This window comes from Rugamonas rivuli, assembly GCF_009380165.1.
Lineage (GTDB): Bacteria > Pseudomonadota > Gammaproteobacteria > Burkholderiales > Burkholderiaceae_D > Rugamonas > Rugamonas rivuli.
Map to the genome: position 1 here is coordinate 338,195 of NZ_WHUF01000005.1, position 14,062 is coordinate 352,256.

The window sequence follows — 14,062 nt, forward strand, 5'->3', positions numbered from 1 at the left end:
CTGCCAAAAGGCAAGCCAGGGCGCGCAGTTGCAATCGGAGTCACTATGGCGTTCTTGCAAGGCAAAAAAATCCTCATCACTGGTTTGCTGTCGAACCGTTCCATCGCATACGGTATCGCCAAGGCTTGCCATCGCGAAGGCGCCGAACTGGCGTTCACCTACGTCGGCGAACGCTTCAAGGACCGCATCACTGAATTCGCCGCCGAATTCGGCAGCAACCTGGTGTACGACTGCGACGTCGGCAGCGACGAGCAGATCGCCGCCCTGTTCGCCGACCTGGGCAAGAGCTGGTCGCAGCTGGACGGCCTGGTGCACGCGATCGGCTTCGCGCCGCGCGAAGCGATCGCCGGCGAATTCCTGGACGGCCTGACCCGCGAGAACTTCCGCATCGCCCACGACATCTCGGCCTACAGCTTCCCGGCGATGGCCAAGGCCGCGCTGCCGCTGCTCAAAGACGGCTCGTCGCTGCTGACCCTGTCCTACCTGGGCGCGGTGCGTGCCATCCCTTACTACAACACCATGGGCCTGGCCAAGGCATCGCTGGAAGCGTCGGTACGCTACCTGGCCGAGAACCTGGGCAAGCTGGGCATCCGCGCCAACGGCATTTCGGCCGGCCCGATCAAGACCCTGGCCGCGTCCGGCATCAAGGACTTCGGCAAGCTGCTGGGCTTTGCCTCGTCGCACGCCCCGCTGCGCCGCAACGTGACGATTGAAGAAGTGGGCAACACCGCCGCCTTCATGCTGTCCGACCTGGCTTCCGGCATCACCGGCGAGATCACCTACGTCGACGGCGGCTTCTCGCACGTCATGGGCCTGAACGCGGAAGACTACACCTGATCCGCTGACGCCCAGACCAAACAAAACGCCCTGCATGCAGGGCGTTTTTTATTGGCGATGCCGAGTTAGCCGCGGCGACGGCGCAGCCAGGCGCCCATGCCCAGCAGGCCCGCGCCCAGCATCAGTGCCGACGAAGGTTCCGGCACGGCCGTCACGCTGACGTTGTCCAGCCCGATGTACCACACGGCCTTGCCACCGCCGAAGGACACGTCGGTGGTCGCACCGCTGGCCACGAAGGTCATCGTCACATGCTCCCACGAGCTGGCCTGGTTGTTGACCGTGGTCCAGACCTGCTGCCCCACCACACTGCCGGCCGTGACGAACAGGCTGTCGTTGATGCCGTAGTTGTAGTTGATCGAATTGCCGATGTCGAAGCTGAGCACGTAGGTCGCGCCCGCCGTGGTCGCGATGGTCTGCTTGACGCCGGCGCCGGTCGAGTTATTGTCGTGCCAGCCGGTCAGGTCGAGGAAGTTATTGCCGTCCGACGCGTTGAGCGAATACGGATTGCCCAGGCCGATCCAGGCGATGTCGCTGCCGCCGATGACGGTCCAGCCGGCCAGCGTGGAGCTGTCGCCGCTGAGCAGCTGCTGCGAGCCTGCATCGCTGTGATTCGGAACGATGGTGCCGGCCTCGAAGCTGCCGTTGGTGATCAATTCGGTCGCGCCCGCATGCGCAGCCATCGCCAGCGCAACGGCCAGCAGGGTCGATTTCAGTTTCATTGTTTATCCCGTGAGTTATAAGTAGCAATGTGCGAGTACCAACCACAGCAGTATAAATTGTAGTTTTTATATCATCAAGCGCGACGTGCCGAACCGTGCAGACGCATGCGCACTACCGTTTTGCAAGCCGGGCGGTCATGCCGGGGGGATCTGTGGCGGCCAGCCCCGGCTGCGGCACTGCACAATAGAAAGGGTTTGACCTATACAGCGAAGGCCAACTGCTGTATAGTGTTGCCTGTGCGCTGCAATGAGCGCGCTGCAACAAAAGCAGCGCCGATTGTTCAGCCAAGTATTACTAGCAGCTTCGCAAGCCTTAGCGCATCACCCTGATGTCGCTATTAAAGCCCTCCCGCCTTTGGTGTCGCACCTGACACCGTCCCGGCGCAAAGCTTTTGTGCCGAAATTTCTTTCGATTTTGATTGAGTCATTTCGTTTTGGTAGGCGTAGCTATTTCGCGTTCAGCTTTTGCATGAACGCCGGTTTTTTACGAAAGAACAGCATGACATTTGAAGCACTTGGTCTCAACACGTCCATCATTAAAGCCCTGACCGACGCCGGCTACACCGCGCCGACTCCAGTACAGCAGCAGGCCATCCCTGCCGCTATCGCAGGCAAGGACTTGTTGGTTTCCTCGCAAACCGGTTCCGGCAAGACTGCAGCGTTCATGCTGCCGTCGCTGCACCGTTTGTCCGAGATCGACCCGGCAGCCGCCGGCAAGACTCCGAATCAAGAAATGCAAGCCGCCCGTGCCCGTGGCGAGCGCCCACGTTTCAAAGCTGCACAGCCAAAAATGCTGGTGTTGACCCCGACCCGCGAACTGGCCCTGCAAGTAACCACCAATACCGACAAGTACAGCGTCAACCTGCGCCGCATCAAGGCCGTGTCGATCCTGGGCGGTATGCCATATCCAAAACAGATGCAACTGCTGGCCAAGAATCCTGAGATTCTGGTGGCAACCCCAGGCCGTCTGATCGACCACATGGAATCGGGCAAGATCGACTTCTCGCAACTGGAAATCCTGGTGCTGGACGAAGCCGACCGCATGCTGGACATGGGTTTCATCGACGACATCGAGAAGATCGTCGAAGCGACTCCATCGACCCGCCAGACCATGCTGTTCTCGGCCACGCTGGACGGCGTGGTTGGCAACATGGCCCGCCGCATCACCAAAGAGCCGCAGATCATCCAGATCGTCAGCGCCGCCAACAAGCATGAGAACATCACCCAGCGCGTGCACTTCGTCGACGACCTGTCGCACAAGAACCGCCTGCTGGACCACCTGCTGCGCGACGACTCGCTGGACCAGGCTGTGGTCTTCACCGCCACCAAGCGTGACGCCGACACCATCGCCGACCGTCTGAACATCGCCGGCTTCTCGGCCGCCGCACTGCATGGCGACATGCACCAGGGCGCCCGTAACCGCACGCTGGACAGCCTGCGTCGCGGCCAGGTCAAGATCCTGATCGCCACCGACGTCGCCGCTCGCGGTATCGACGTTCCGACCATCACCCACGTATTCAACTACGACCTGCCGAAGTTCCCTGAAGACTACGTGCACCGCATCGGCCGTACCGGCCGTGCCGGCCGCAACGGTCTGGCGATCTCGCTGGTGAACCACGCTGAAGGCATGAACGTCAAGCGCATCGAGCGCTTCACCAAGCAACTGATTCCGGTCAACGTCATCGAAGGCTACGAGCCTAAGAAGACCGCGTCGGCATCGCGTTCGTCGCCACGTCCAGGCGGCTGGAAGCCGGGCGACAACCGTGGTGGCGCCAAGCCATCGGGCCAGCGCACGTTCAGCAAGCCAGGCGCACCGCGCAAGGAAGGCAGCACCGGCGGCGGCTACAAAGGCAGCAACCCACGCAGCACCGACGGCGCACGCCGCAGCTACGGCGACCGTTAATCGGTAGTCAGCTGAATTAAAAAGCCCCCGTCGGCCTGGACGCGATCAAGATCGCGGCCAGTGCCGGCGGGGGCTTTTTGCGTTGGGTGCGACGCGTTCCGAAAACTTGGTTAAACGTAGTAACCCAGACTGGGCTTGGTGGCCTCCTGCGATGAGCTAGAATCTTGTTTGGGTCGCTATCAGCCAGAAGCGGTAGCTGACTTCATCCACGGCACGTTACTAATTAACGGCAGCCCGGATTAGAGGAGAACACATGTCCATATTCGAAGTTACTATTCCGGGCACTTGGTTGAACTATGAGGATCAAGAATGGACGTTTCGTATCAGCAACCTGCTTTTCCACTTACAGTCTCAATTTTTTGAAGCCAATGTAGCACTCAACCTATTTGTTCAAGCTTCGGCCATTAGTCAGATGCGTAGAGAGCCAGCAGATTGGTTGAAGAACAATCTGCGTCGCGCAGAAATAGCGGCCGAGGTGGAGCGCGAACTTGGTACCGACAGGTTCTCAGCAGGAAAAAGGGCGGACGTTTCCTTTGAAACTGATGTTCGCTTCAAACGAGAGATGTGGTCAAAGGGGGAAATGCCTAACGAATTCAGGCACGCTAAGCCATTCATTTACGCACGGGCCTTTCTGTACGCGCTAGATGCATTTGACAAGTTCCTTGGAGTCTTGTCGCAAGAATCCGGCGTGCCGTCTGAGTTAGCATCCCTTCATGGGCAAGTAGCGACTAGGTTCCCCCAACTGCGGGCGGTTAGAAACAGTGCCCAACACCTAGAAGATCGTGTTCGTGGGCTTGGTGTGGGAAATAAAATGATGGATCTTAAGCCTATCGAGAACCAGCTCATTAGCACGCCAAATGGAGGCGCCCTTGTGTTGAACGCCCTCAATGGCTCGAAGTACGGGGCGACTATGGCTGATGGTCACTATGGAGAGGTTGACGTTTCTCCTGAATCAATGGAGCACCTGCAGGTAATCCTCCATGGTGTTCTTGAACTCTTTCTTTGGGCTGGACCGAAAACTCATATGCCCAGTGCGCCAATATAAACCACCAGTATTTTCAACTCGACGCGAATGTCCGAAACGGGGTGCGAATTCAACTGGCCGTCTAACTCAATGTGTCAGGTCAATATCCAGCAACCGTTACGCTGAATCTCAGCATGCATGGCGTCCGGCGCTAGGTCCAGATCTCCCGGCCAAGTAACGACGCCATTCACAACAGCCACTTGTTCAAACAATGCCTGATCTAGCAGATGGGCGAAGACTCCTCGAAACGCAGATGAGTTGAATCTAACGACACCCTCGACTCCGTCTTGAAAACGCACCCAGAGCGTATGCTCACTCTGCGGCTTCACATCGACGACATCCCATTCCATTTCATTCTCCCGTGGAGAAAAAGCCCACTTACTTCCTGGCAGTGATCCGCAAGATGCGGCGGAAGGTCGGGCACTCCAGGTGATTGGCCGCCTTGCACACCGCCGCGTGACGCAGGCCGTCGCGCATGGAAGCCAGCTTTTTGATGGTGCGGTCCAACTCGTCCGCCTTCGCCGTCAACAACTGGCGATCGATCCGCAAGTCACCATCCGGGCCGAACATACCACCGATCTCATCCAGCGAGAAACCTGAAGCGCGCCCCAATGCGATCAACGCCAGCTTCTCCAACACACCATCATCGAACAACCGCCGCAGGCCTCGCCTGCCGACCGACACGATCAGTCCTTTTTCTTCATAATATCGCAGCGCAGACGCCGGCATGCCGGAGATCCGGGCCACTTCCGCTATATCCATGCTCGCCATCGCTTGACCTCAAGTTGACTTGAAGTGGCACAGTAGCACCTTCCCTACTCCCCAACAAGCGAAAGGCCCCACCATGAACACGCAACAAACCTCCATGTGGCAAGGCGCGGCTGGCCACACCTGGGTCGCGACTCAAAACCTGCTCGACCGCATGTACCAGCCCATCGAAGACCTGCTGATGCAATCCCTGCCCGCCACCACGCGCCGCCTGCTGGACGTGGGCTGCGGCACCGGCGCCACCACGCTCGCCGCCGCCCGCCAACTGGGCGCGGAAGGCCACTGCACCGGCGTCGATATTTCCGAGCCCATGCTGGCCTCCGCCCGCGAACGCGCCGCGCACAGCCGCTCCTCCGCCGTCTTCATCCAGGACGACGCGCAACGCCACGCCTTCGAACCGGCCAGCTACGACGCCATCATTTCGCGCTTCGGTGTGATGTTCTTCGACGATCCCGTCGCCGCCTTCCGCAATCTGCGGCTGGCCGCGCGCGACGGCGCCACGCTGCGGATGATCGTCTGGCGCAGCCCGGAAGACAATCCCTTCATGACCGCCGCCGAGCGCAGCGCGGCGCACCTGCTGCCCCAGTTGCCGCCCCGCGTGCCGGACGAGCCCGGCCAGTTCGGCCTCGCCGACCGCCACCGCGTGCAGGCGATACTGGAACAGGCCGGCTGGCATGACATCGACATCCAGCCGCTGGACGTGCTGTGCAGCTTCCCCGAAACGGAGCTGGATAACTACATCACGAAGATGGGCCCGGTCGGCAGGCTGCTGCAGACGGCCGACGAACACACCCGCCGGCAAGTCGCCACCGCCGCCCGCGCCGGCTTCGCGCCCTACATCGACAACGGCCAGGTGCGCTACACCGCAGCCTGCTGGAACGCCAGCGCCAGCGCCCGCTGAGCCCGACGCTGGTTTTGCATCACAATGCTAACTTTATAAATAATTATTTCTGCAAGTTGCCACAATATAAGCAGCCGTGAGTCGTCTACCAAGTAATGACACCACCCAATTCAACCACCGAACAGGACATCGCAGCAACCGTACTGCGGGAACGCTCGCGCCTCGGGAATTTCATCCGGAGCCGCGTCCGCGATCCGACCGATGCGGACGACATCCTGCAGGATGTCTTCTACGAGTTCGTCCAGGCCTATCGCCTGCCGGAGCCGATCGAACAAGTGAGCGCCTGGCTGTTCCGCGTTGCGCGCAACCGCATCATCGACCGCTTCCGCAAGAAAAAGGAGGTGCGGCTCGACGACATGACGGACGACGACGGCGAGGGTTGCAGCCTCGATCTGCTGCTGCCCTCGGCCGACGGCAGCCCGGAAGACGCCTACGCCCGCTCCGTGCTGCTGGAAGAGCTGCAAATGGCGCTGGAAGAATTGCCGGCCAGTCAGCGCGAGGTGTTCGTCGCGCATGAGCTGGACGGCGTCAGCTTTAAAGAAATGGCCGCGCAAAGCGGCACCTCGGTCAACACCTTATTGGCGCGCAAACGCTACGCGGTCCTGTACCTGCGCACGCGGCTGCAAACCCTGTACGACAACGAATGATGTAAGAAAGGAGAATCTGAAATGAAAAAGAAACTGCTGTTCCTGCCCCTGATCCTCGCCGGAGTCGCCCTGCTGGGCTGGGTGGTGATGCTGTTGTGGAACTGGGTCATGCCTGGCCTGTTCACCGGCAGCCTGCAAATCGACTACTGGCGCGCGCTGGGCTTGCTGGTACTATGCCGTATCCTGTTCGGCGGCTTCCGCGGACGCCACGGCGGCGGCCACGGCGGGCGCGAACGCTGGCAGCGCTGGCAGGCGATGACGCCGGAAGAGCGGGCCCAGTTTCACAAAGATAGACACGGCTTCTGCCGCCCCAATAAAGAACAAAAAGACCTATGACAAAACCTGTACCGACGCCGTTTAGCGGCTACCAAAAAGTTGTTGTGGCGATGCTGGCCTTCCTGCAATTCGCCGTCATCCTGGACTTCATGCTGATGTCGCCGCTCGGCGCGGTCATCATGCCGGCGCTGAACATCGGCCCCAAACAATTCGGCCTGGTGGTGTCGGCCTACGCCTTCAGCGCCGGCGCTTCCGGCCTGCTGACCGCCGGCTTTGCCGACCGCTTCGACCGCAAGAAGCTGCTGCTGTTCTTCTACACCGGCTTCATCCTGGGCACGCTGTGGTGCGGCCTGGCGCAGAGCTTTGAATCGCTGCTGGCCGCGCGCATCGTCACCGGCCTGTTCGGCGGCGTCATCGGTTCCGTCGTGCTGGCCATCGCCACCGACCTGTTCGCAGCGCAGCAGCGCGGCCGCGTCATGGGCCTGATCCAGACCGCGTTTGCCGCCAGCCAGGTGCTGGGCATCCCGGCCGGCATCTACCTGTCGAGCCATTGGAACTGGCACATCCCCTTCGTCGCCATGGCCGCGTTCGGCCTGACCGGCGGCCTGCTGGTGGCGTGGAAGCTGCAACCGGTCAACAGCCACCTGGGCAAGCCACAGGAGCACAGCGCCTGGATGCACCTGTTCCACACCGTGACCGAACGCCGCTACCTGCTGGCCTTCGCCACCACCGCCCTGCTGACCACCGGCGGCTTCATGCTGATGCCGTTCAGCAGCGCCTACGTGGTCAACAACCTGGGCATCGACCTGCACCACCTACCGACGGTCTACCTCGTCACGGGCCTGTGCACCATCTTCGTCGGCCCCATGGTCGGCAAGGCGGCCGATGCGCTGGGCAAGTTCCGCGTCTTCCTGTTCGGCACCGCGCTGACCATCACCATGGTGCTGGTCTACACCCACCTGGGTCCGACTTCGCTGGTGGTGCTCATCATCGTCAACACGGTGCTGTTCATAGGGATCTTCTCGCGCATGATCCCGTTCCAGGCCATGATGGCCTCGGTGCCGGCGCAGACCCAGCGCGGCTCGTTCAACGCCATCAGCGCCTCGATCCAGCAGCTGTCGGGCGGCCTGGCGTCGGTGGTGGCCGGCCACATCGTCACGCAAAGCGCGACCGGCCGCTTGCAGAACTTCGACGTGGTGGGCTTTGTCGTGGTCGGCACCTCGCTGGTCGGCCTGGCGCTGCTGTGGCGCCTGAACCGCAACACCCTGGCCGCACCGCCGCAGCAAGCGGCTGCCTGAGTCCGTCCCTGCGCAACGGCGCCCGCCGTTGCGCATCCCCACCTTCCTCCGGCGCCCCGATCAGGCGGCGCCATCGTAGCAAAATGCTTCCAGTAATTAAGAAAATCCAATATAGTTGCCACACAGAACTATTTTGAGCATATAATTGCTTCAGAACATCATATCCACTCCACTTATTCGAAAGGGAAACAGCGCATGAACGCCAGGAATATGGACGCAGCCTGCTTACGCGCACTGCGCCGCCGCGGACACTCGGACGCCAGCATCACCGCCATGAGTCCGGAAGAAGCTTTTTGTGAATACTGCGCCTATCACGGCATCATGAATCTGCTACCGGCAACCCTGCAGATGCTGGACAGATTGCGCGGCGAACCACAGCCGCAGTAACAGGCGCCACCCCGGTCATGAACGGCCCGGTCGACTAGTCGGCCGGGCCGTTTCGCTTTCGGGACTATGCCGATTTCGATATCAAAGGCCTAGATTGCATCATTGATTGGCTATTGCTCCGGCCGTTATAATTTTTTTATAACAACAAGGGAGACGCCATGATGGAATCATCTATGGGCATGACCGCGCCGAATCCGAACTGGTTCCTGCGCGCGCGGCTGAAAACCCGCCAACTGCTGCTGCTGATCGCGCTCGACGACGAACGCACGCTCAGCTGCGCGGCCGACGCCCTGTGCATGACCCAGCCGGCCGCGTCCAAGCAGCTCAGGGAGCTGGAGGACATGCTCGGCATCGCCCTGTTCGAGCGCCTGCCGCGCGGCATGGAGCCCACCATCTACGGCGAAAGCATGATACGCCACGCCCGCATGGCCCTGACCAGCCTGGCACGAGCGCACGAGGACATCGTCGCCCTCAAGTCCGGCCTGGCCGGCCAGGTCGATGTCGGCAGCATCATGACGCCGGCCATGCGGCTGCTGCCCTGCGCCATCACCCGCATCAAACAGCAGGTGCCGCAATTGCGCATCGGCGTGCAGATCGAATCGAGCATGGTGCTGCTCGAACGCCTGCAACGCGGCACCCTCGATTTCCTGCTGGCCCGCATGACCACCTTCCACGACAGCGCCGACCTGCTGTACGAGGAACTGGCCGCCGAGCCGGTGGTCGTGGTGGCGCGCGCCGGCCATCCGCTGGCCGCGCACACGCAGCTCGCCTTGCAGGACGTGGCGCGCGCGCCGTGGATCATGCCGCCGCCCGGCAGCATCCTGCGCCAGCGCTTCGACCAGCTGTTCCACAACGCCGGCCTGGAGCCGCCGAGCGACGTGGTCGACACCAGCGAAATCGTACTGATCACCAGCATGCTGCAAATGAGCGACGCCCTCAACGTGATGTCGGCCGACGTCGCGCTGCACTACCAGGAGCTGGGCCTGCTGACGGTGCTGCCGATCGAACTGGCGTGCCAGATGGATCCGTTCGGCATCATCCGCCGGCGCGACAGCCTGCTGTCGCCGGGCGCCGAGCTGCTGCTGCAGGCGATACGGCGGCAGGCCGCGCTGGCTATACCATGTTCGGTATAGCAGCCGCATAAAAGGTGAATGGACCGCTATGCCCGACGCGCTTAGCATGGCCCAAACACCTGGATGGAGACCTCCCTTGAAACAACTGCCCTTATCCCTGACGCGCCGCCTGGCCGGTGCACTCTTCCTGATCGCTCCACTGGCCGGCCACGCCGCGCCCACGCTGGAACTGAGCTCGCCCGACCGCCAGCTGCGCGTCACCATCGACACCGGCGAGCAGCTGACGCTGGCGGTCCAGCACCGCGACACCCAGCTGGTGCTGCCCACGCCGATCGGCCTCAAGCTGAGCGGCATCGGCACGCTGGGCGACCATCCGCGCCTGACCAAACAGCAGCGCGTGAGCATCGACGCCACGGTGCGCCCGCTGGTGGCGCAGAAATCGCGCCAGGTGCGCGACCACTACAACGCCCTGCGCCTGGACTTCGCCGGCGGCTACACGCTGGAGGTGCGCGCCTACGACGAAGGCATCGCCTACCGCTTCCGCACCGAGCTGCCCGGCCAGGTGACGGTGGAGGACGAACTGGCCGGCGTCCACATGCGGCCGCAGGACACGCTGTACTGGCCGCAGGAAAAGTCCATGCAGTCGCATAACGAGCATTACTACCAGCAGCTGGCCGTGAGCGAGGCCGCCGGCAAACTGGTCGGCGTGCCGGCCCTGGTGCGCGGCGGCGGCGCCCATCTGGTGCTGACGGAATCCGGCCTGCGCGACTATCCCGGCATGTACCTGCACGGCGAAGCGGACGGCCTGCGCGCAGTCTTCCCGAAAGTGGCGCTGGCCGACACCGCACGCGACGACCGCAACGTACCGGTGACGCAGGAAGCGCCGTACATCGCGCGCACCGCCGGCACGCGGGCCTACCCGTGGCGCATCCTCGGCATCGCCGCCGACGCCGGCGGCCTGCTGCTGAACCAGATGCCCTATCTGCTGGCCGATCCGCAGGAACTGAAGCAGACCGAATGGATCAAGCCCGGCAAGGTCGCCTGGGACTGGTACAACGGCAACAAGCTGTATAACGTGCCGTTCAAATCCGGCCTGGACACGCGCACCTACCGCCACTACATCGACTTCGCGGCGGAGAACGGTCTCGAATACATCATCATGGACGAAGGCTGGTACGAGCTGGGCAACCTGCTGGCGGTCAAGCCGGAGATCGACATGCCGGCGCTGATGGCGCACGCAAAAGAGCGCGGCGTGGGCATCATCCTGTGGGTGTCGTGGAAAACGCTGGACACCCAGATGACGCCAGCGCTGGACCAGTTTGCGCGCTGGGGCGCGGCCGGCATCAAGGTCGACTTCATGCAGCGCGCCGACCAGTGGATGGTCAACTACTACGAACGCGTGGCACGCGAAGCGGCCGCACGCAAACTGCTGGTGGACTTCCACGGCAGCTTCAAGCCCAGCGGCTTGCAGCGCACCTGGCCAAACGTGCTCACCTTCGAAGGCGTGAAAGGGCTGGAGAACAACAAGTGGAGCGACAAGCAGACGCCGGAGCACGACGTCACGCTGCCCTTCATCCGCATGTTCGCCGGCCCCGTGGACTACACGCCGGGCGCCATGAGCAACGCCCACCGCAAGGACTTCGTCGCCAGCTTCGACCGCCCCATGAGCCAGGGCACGCGCGCCCACCAGCTGGCGATGTACGTGATCTATGAAAGCCCGTTGCAGATGCTGGCCGACAGCCCGTCGCAATACCGCGCCAACCCATCGTCGCTGGCCTTCATCCGCCAGGTGCCGGTGGAGTGGGACGAAAGCCGCGTGCTGCACGCCGACCTTGGCCGCTACGTGGCCATGGCACGCCGCCGCGGCGACACCTGGTACGTGGGCGCGATGACCGGCAGCGACGGCCGCGAACTGGCGCTGGACCTGTCCTTCCTGGGCGAAGGCAGCTACCAAATGAGCAGCATGGAAGACGGTCCGAACGCGGCGGTGTTCGCCACCGACGTGCAGCCGGGCAGCGCCAGCGTCACCCGCGACAGCCGCCTCACCATGCGCTTGGCGCCAGGCGGCGGCTGGACCGCCATCATCCGCCCGACCAAGCAGTCGCAATAAGGAGCACCACAACATGCACCAAGCAATTCGCCCGCGCGCGGCCGTACTGGCCGCCGCATTGGCAGCCGCCTTCGCCACCACAGTAGCCACGACAACCACCGCGTACGCAGCCAGCGCGATCCACGCAGCGCCACCCGCCTTCACGCCGCGCTGGCAGATCGACGGCGACGCCATCCGCTGGCAAGTCGGCGACACCCATCGCGACCAGCTGGAGATGAGCGGCCGCCAGGTCTCCGCAGTGATCGACTACGGCAGCCAGGCCGACGGCACGCTGCTGCTGACACGCACGGTGGTGTGGCCGATGCTGCGCACCATCCCCGACGACACGCACGCCAGCCTGCTGCGCAAGTTCGGTCCCGAGGCCACGCCCGCCATCGCCATCGACGGCGCACCTGCCGCCGCCGAACGCCTGCGGCAGGTACGCTTCGACGGCCGGCTCGCCCTGCAATCCGAGCTGGCGCCAGGGCTGCTGCTGAACCGCACGCTGACGCCATCACCGGACGAACCGGCGCTGGTGGAGCGGCTGGAGCTGGTCAACAACGGCAAGACCGCCCGCCGCTACAGCTTCGCCGCGTTGGACAGCAACGAGACCACGCCGGCCGAACGCGGCACGCACGGCGCCTACGTGATCGCCGTGCAGTCCGCCGCACGCGAAGGCACGCTGGCGCCCGGCGCACGCGTGCAGGTGGACGTCATCATCAGCGGTCGCCTGCAAAACGAGATGGTGTACGTGGATGCGGAGGAAGCACTGCAAGCGCGCGCCCGCAAGGTCGCGCAATGGCGCAATGAGCTGGTACTGGAAACGCCGGACCCGGTGCTCGACGCCATGTTCGCCTTCTCCAAAGTGCGCGCCGCCGAAAGCGTGTTCGCCACGCGTGGCGGCCTGCTGCACGGGCCGGGCGGCACGCGCTACTACGCCGCCGTCTGGGCCAACGACCAGGCGGAATACGTCAATCCCTTCTTCCCTTACCTGGGCGACCGCGCCGCCGTACAGAGCGCGCTCACCAGCTTCGGCCTGTTCGCCCGCTACATGAATCCGGAATACCGGCCGCTGCCCTCCTCTATCGTCGCAGAAGGACGCAGCTACTGGAACGGCGCCGGTGATCGCGGCGACTGCGCCATGATCTCCTACGGCGCCAGCCAGTTCGCGCTGGCCCAGGGCGACGCCGGCACCGCGCGCCAGCTGCTGCCCTTGATCGACTGGTGCCTTGAGTTCACGCGCCGCCAGCGCGACGCCGAAGGCATCGTCCACTCCGACAGCGACGAACTGGAAGGCCGTTTCCCATCCGGCAAAGCCAACCTGTCGACCAACGTGCTGGCCTACGGCGGCCTGACCGGCGCCGCGCGCCTGAACGAGGCCTTGGGCGACAAGCAGCGCGCCGCAGCGCTGCGGCAGGAGGCGCAGGAACAACGCAGCGCCATCGAGCGCCACTTCGGCACATCCATCGGCGGCTACGACACGTATCGCTACTACGCCGGCAACGACAAGCTGCGTGCGTGGATCGCGCTGCCGCTGGCGCTGGGCATCAACGAACGCCAGCGCGGCACCATCGATGCGCTGCTGTCGCCGCAACTGTGGTCGGAGAACGGCGTGCTGACCGAAGCCGGCGACAAAACCTTCTGGGACCGCGCCACGCTGTATGCATTGCGCGGCCTGTTGAAGGCCGGCGAACTGGAACGCACCATGCCCTATCTGCGCTACTACTCCGGCCGCCGTTTGCTGGGCGAGCACGTACCGTATGCGGTGGAAGCCTGGCCGGAAGGCCAGCAGCGCCACCTGTCGGCGGAAAGCGGCCTGTATGCGCGGGTGATGACGGAAGGCCTGTTCGGCATCGAACCCACAGGCCTGCGCAGTTTCAGCTTCGCGCCGCGCCTGCCCAAGGGTTGGCCGCGCATGGCCTTGCGGCGCATACGCGCGTTCGGTGCGAGTGGTACAGGTGAAGGCCTCGATCTGGTGACAACACGCCTGCGGCCAGGCCAGCCAGCGCAACGCGTGCTGGTACGCCTGGACGGCAAGACCCTGTTCGATAAAGCCTGGGACGGCAAGGCGCCGTTGCAGATCACGCTGCCCGAATAAACTCCGCATATCGTTTTCAGCAATGGTAGCGACCAAAGATTC

General features: G+C 63.1%; 14 protein-coding genes. 11 read left to right on the forward strand and 3 right to left on the reverse strand.

The genetic code is table 11. From position 1 onward, the window contains the following. Positions 1-45 precede the first annotated feature (45 nt). Positions 46-837 carry an enoyl-ACP reductase FabI gene (fabI, locus tag GEV01_RS20215; RefSeq protein WP_152807346.1) on the forward strand — a complete coding sequence of 264 codons (792 nt, stop codon included), beginning with the start codon at positions 46-48 and terminating at the stop codon, positions 835-837. Between the two features lie 65 nt (positions 838-902). Here fabI and GEV01_RS20220 read toward each other — a convergent pair whose 3' ends face one another. Beyond that, positions 903-1,556: a DUF642 domain-containing protein gene (locus GEV01_RS20220; protein ID WP_152807594.1), complete on the reverse strand. Its 654-nt coding sequence runs from the start codon at positions 1,554-1,556 to the stop codon at positions 903-905. A 499-nt stretch (positions 1,557-2,055) separates the two neighbouring features. Here GEV01_RS20220 and GEV01_RS20225 point away from each other — a divergent pair, with 499 nt between their 5' ends. After that, a complete protein-coding gene (locus tag GEV01_RS20225) occupies positions 2,056-3,459 on the forward strand; it encodes a DEAD/DEAH box helicase (protein WP_043480042.1) in 1,404 nt (467 codons plus the stop codon). Between the two features lie 253 nt (positions 3,460-3,712). Beyond that, positions 3,713-4,504, forward strand: coding sequence for a hypothetical protein (locus GEV01_RS20230; RefSeq protein WP_152807347.1), 792 nt, complete (start codon positions 3,713-3,715; stop codon positions 4,502-4,504). 74 nt (positions 4,505-4,578) lie between these two features. On the opposite strand, the gene GEV01_RS20235 is transcribed toward GEV01_RS20230, so the two are convergent. Together GEV01_RS20235 and GEV01_RS20240 are read right to left on the reverse strand one after the other, a co-directional pair. Continuing rightward, positions 4,579-4,833, reverse strand: a complete 255-nt coding sequence (locus GEV01_RS20235; protein ID WP_152807348.1) for a DUF2442 domain-containing protein — start codon at positions 4,831-4,833, stop codon at positions 4,579-4,581. A 28-nt stretch (positions 4,834-4,861) separates the two neighbouring features. After that, positions 4,862-5,254, reverse strand: coding sequence for a helix-turn-helix domain-containing protein (locus tag GEV01_RS20240; protein WP_152807349.1), 393 nt, complete (start codon positions 5,252-5,254; stop codon positions 4,862-4,864). A gap of 73 nt (positions 5,255-5,327) precedes the next feature. On the opposite strand from GEV01_RS20240, the gene GEV01_RS20245 reads away from it, so the two are divergent. The 8 genes from GEV01_RS20245 to GEV01_RS20280 all read left to right on the forward strand — a co-directional run bounded on the left by GEV01_RS20245 (position 5,328) and on the right by GEV01_RS20280 (position 14,020). Beyond that, the gene (locus GEV01_RS20245) at positions 5,328-6,152 is read left to right on the forward strand and encodes a class I SAM-dependent methyltransferase (RefSeq protein WP_152807350.1); all 825 of its coding nucleotides are present in this window, start codon (positions 5,328-5,330) and stop codon (positions 6,150-6,152) included. Positions 6,153-6,247: 95 nt separating this feature from the next. Further along, positions 6,248-6,799 (forward strand): RNA polymerase sigma factor, encoded by a 552-nt coding sequence (locus GEV01_RS20250; RefSeq protein WP_152807351.1) that lies wholly within the window; start codon positions 6,248-6,250, stop codon positions 6,797-6,799. Positions 6,800-6,820: 21 nt separating this feature from the next. Then, positions 6,821-7,135, forward strand: coding sequence for a hypothetical protein (locus tag GEV01_RS20255; protein ID WP_152807352.1), 315 nt, complete (start codon positions 6,821-6,823; stop codon positions 7,133-7,135). After that, a complete protein-coding gene (locus GEV01_RS20260; RefSeq protein WP_152807353.1) occupies positions 7,132-8,373 on the forward strand; it encodes an MFS transporter in 1,242 nt (413 codons plus the stop codon). The genes GEV01_RS20255 and GEV01_RS20260 overlap by 4 nt, the downstream gene beginning before the upstream one ends. Before the next feature lie 195 nt (positions 8,374-8,568). Further along, on the forward strand, positions 8,569-8,760 hold the full coding sequence (locus GEV01_RS20265; protein WP_008447211.1) for a hypothetical protein: 192 nt from the start codon (positions 8,569-8,571) through the stop codon (positions 8,758-8,760). Positions 8,761-8,939: 179 nt separating this feature from the next. After that, a complete protein-coding gene (locus tag GEV01_RS20270) occupies positions 8,940-9,893 on the forward strand; it encodes a LysR family transcriptional regulator (protein ID WP_152807595.1) in 954 nt (317 codons plus the stop codon). A gap of 76 nt (positions 9,894-9,969) precedes the next feature. After that, on the forward strand, positions 9,970-11,943 hold the full coding sequence (locus tag GEV01_RS20275) for a glycoside hydrolase family 97 protein (RefSeq protein WP_152807354.1): 1,974 nt from the start codon (positions 9,970-9,972) through the stop codon (positions 11,941-11,943). Between the two features lie 13 nt (positions 11,944-11,956). Beyond that, positions 11,957-14,020, forward strand: coding sequence for a glucosidase family protein (locus tag GEV01_RS20280; RefSeq protein WP_152807355.1), 2,064 nt, complete (start codon positions 11,957-11,959; stop codon positions 14,018-14,020). The last annotated feature ends 42 nt before the right edge of the window (positions 14,021-14,062 follow it).

Bases quoted from the DNA above. Each gene is read 5' to 3' on its own strand.
- fabI (WP_152807346.1), top strand. From the start codon at position 46: ATGGCGTTCTTGCAAGGCAAAAAAATCCTCATCACTGGTTTGCTGTCG.
- GEV01_RS20220 (WP_152807594.1), bottom strand. From the start codon at position 1,556: ATGAAACTGAAATCGACCCTGCTGGCCGTTGCGCTGGCGATGGCTGCG.
- GEV01_RS20225 (WP_043480042.1), top strand. From the start codon at position 2,056: ATGACATTTGAAGCACTTGGTCTCAACACGTCCATCATTAAAGCCCTG.
- GEV01_RS20230 (WP_152807347.1), top strand. From the start codon at position 3,713: ATGTCCATATTCGAAGTTACTATTCCGGGCACTTGGTTGAACTATGAG.
- GEV01_RS20235 (WP_152807348.1), bottom strand. From the start codon at position 4,833: ATGGAATGGGATGTCGTCGATGTGAAGCCGCAGAGTGAGCATACGCTC.
- GEV01_RS20240 (WP_152807349.1), bottom strand. From the start codon at position 5,254: ATGGCGAGCATGGATATAGCGGAAGTGGCCCGGATCTCCGGCATGCCG.
- GEV01_RS20245 (WP_152807350.1), top strand. From the start codon at position 5,328: ATGAACACGCAACAAACCTCCATGTGGCAAGGCGCGGCTGGCCACACC.
- GEV01_RS20250 (WP_152807351.1), top strand. From the start codon at position 6,248: ATGACACCACCCAATTCAACCACCGAACAGGACATCGCAGCAACCGTA.
- GEV01_RS20255 (WP_152807352.1), top strand. From the start codon at position 6,821: ATGAAAAAGAAACTGCTGTTCCTGCCCCTGATCCTCGCCGGAGTCGCC.
- GEV01_RS20260 (WP_152807353.1), top strand. From the start codon at position 7,132: ATGACAAAACCTGTACCGACGCCGTTTAGCGGCTACCAAAAAGTTGTT.
- GEV01_RS20265 (WP_008447211.1), top strand. From the start codon at position 8,569: ATGAACGCCAGGAATATGGACGCAGCCTGCTTACGCGCACTGCGCCGC.
- GEV01_RS20270 (WP_152807595.1), top strand. From the start codon at position 8,940: ATGACCGCGCCGAATCCGAACTGGTTCCTGCGCGCGCGGCTGAAAACC.
- GEV01_RS20280 (WP_152807355.1), top strand. From the start codon at position 11,957: ATGCACCAAGCAATTCGCCCGCGCGCGGCCGTACTGGCCGCCGCATTG.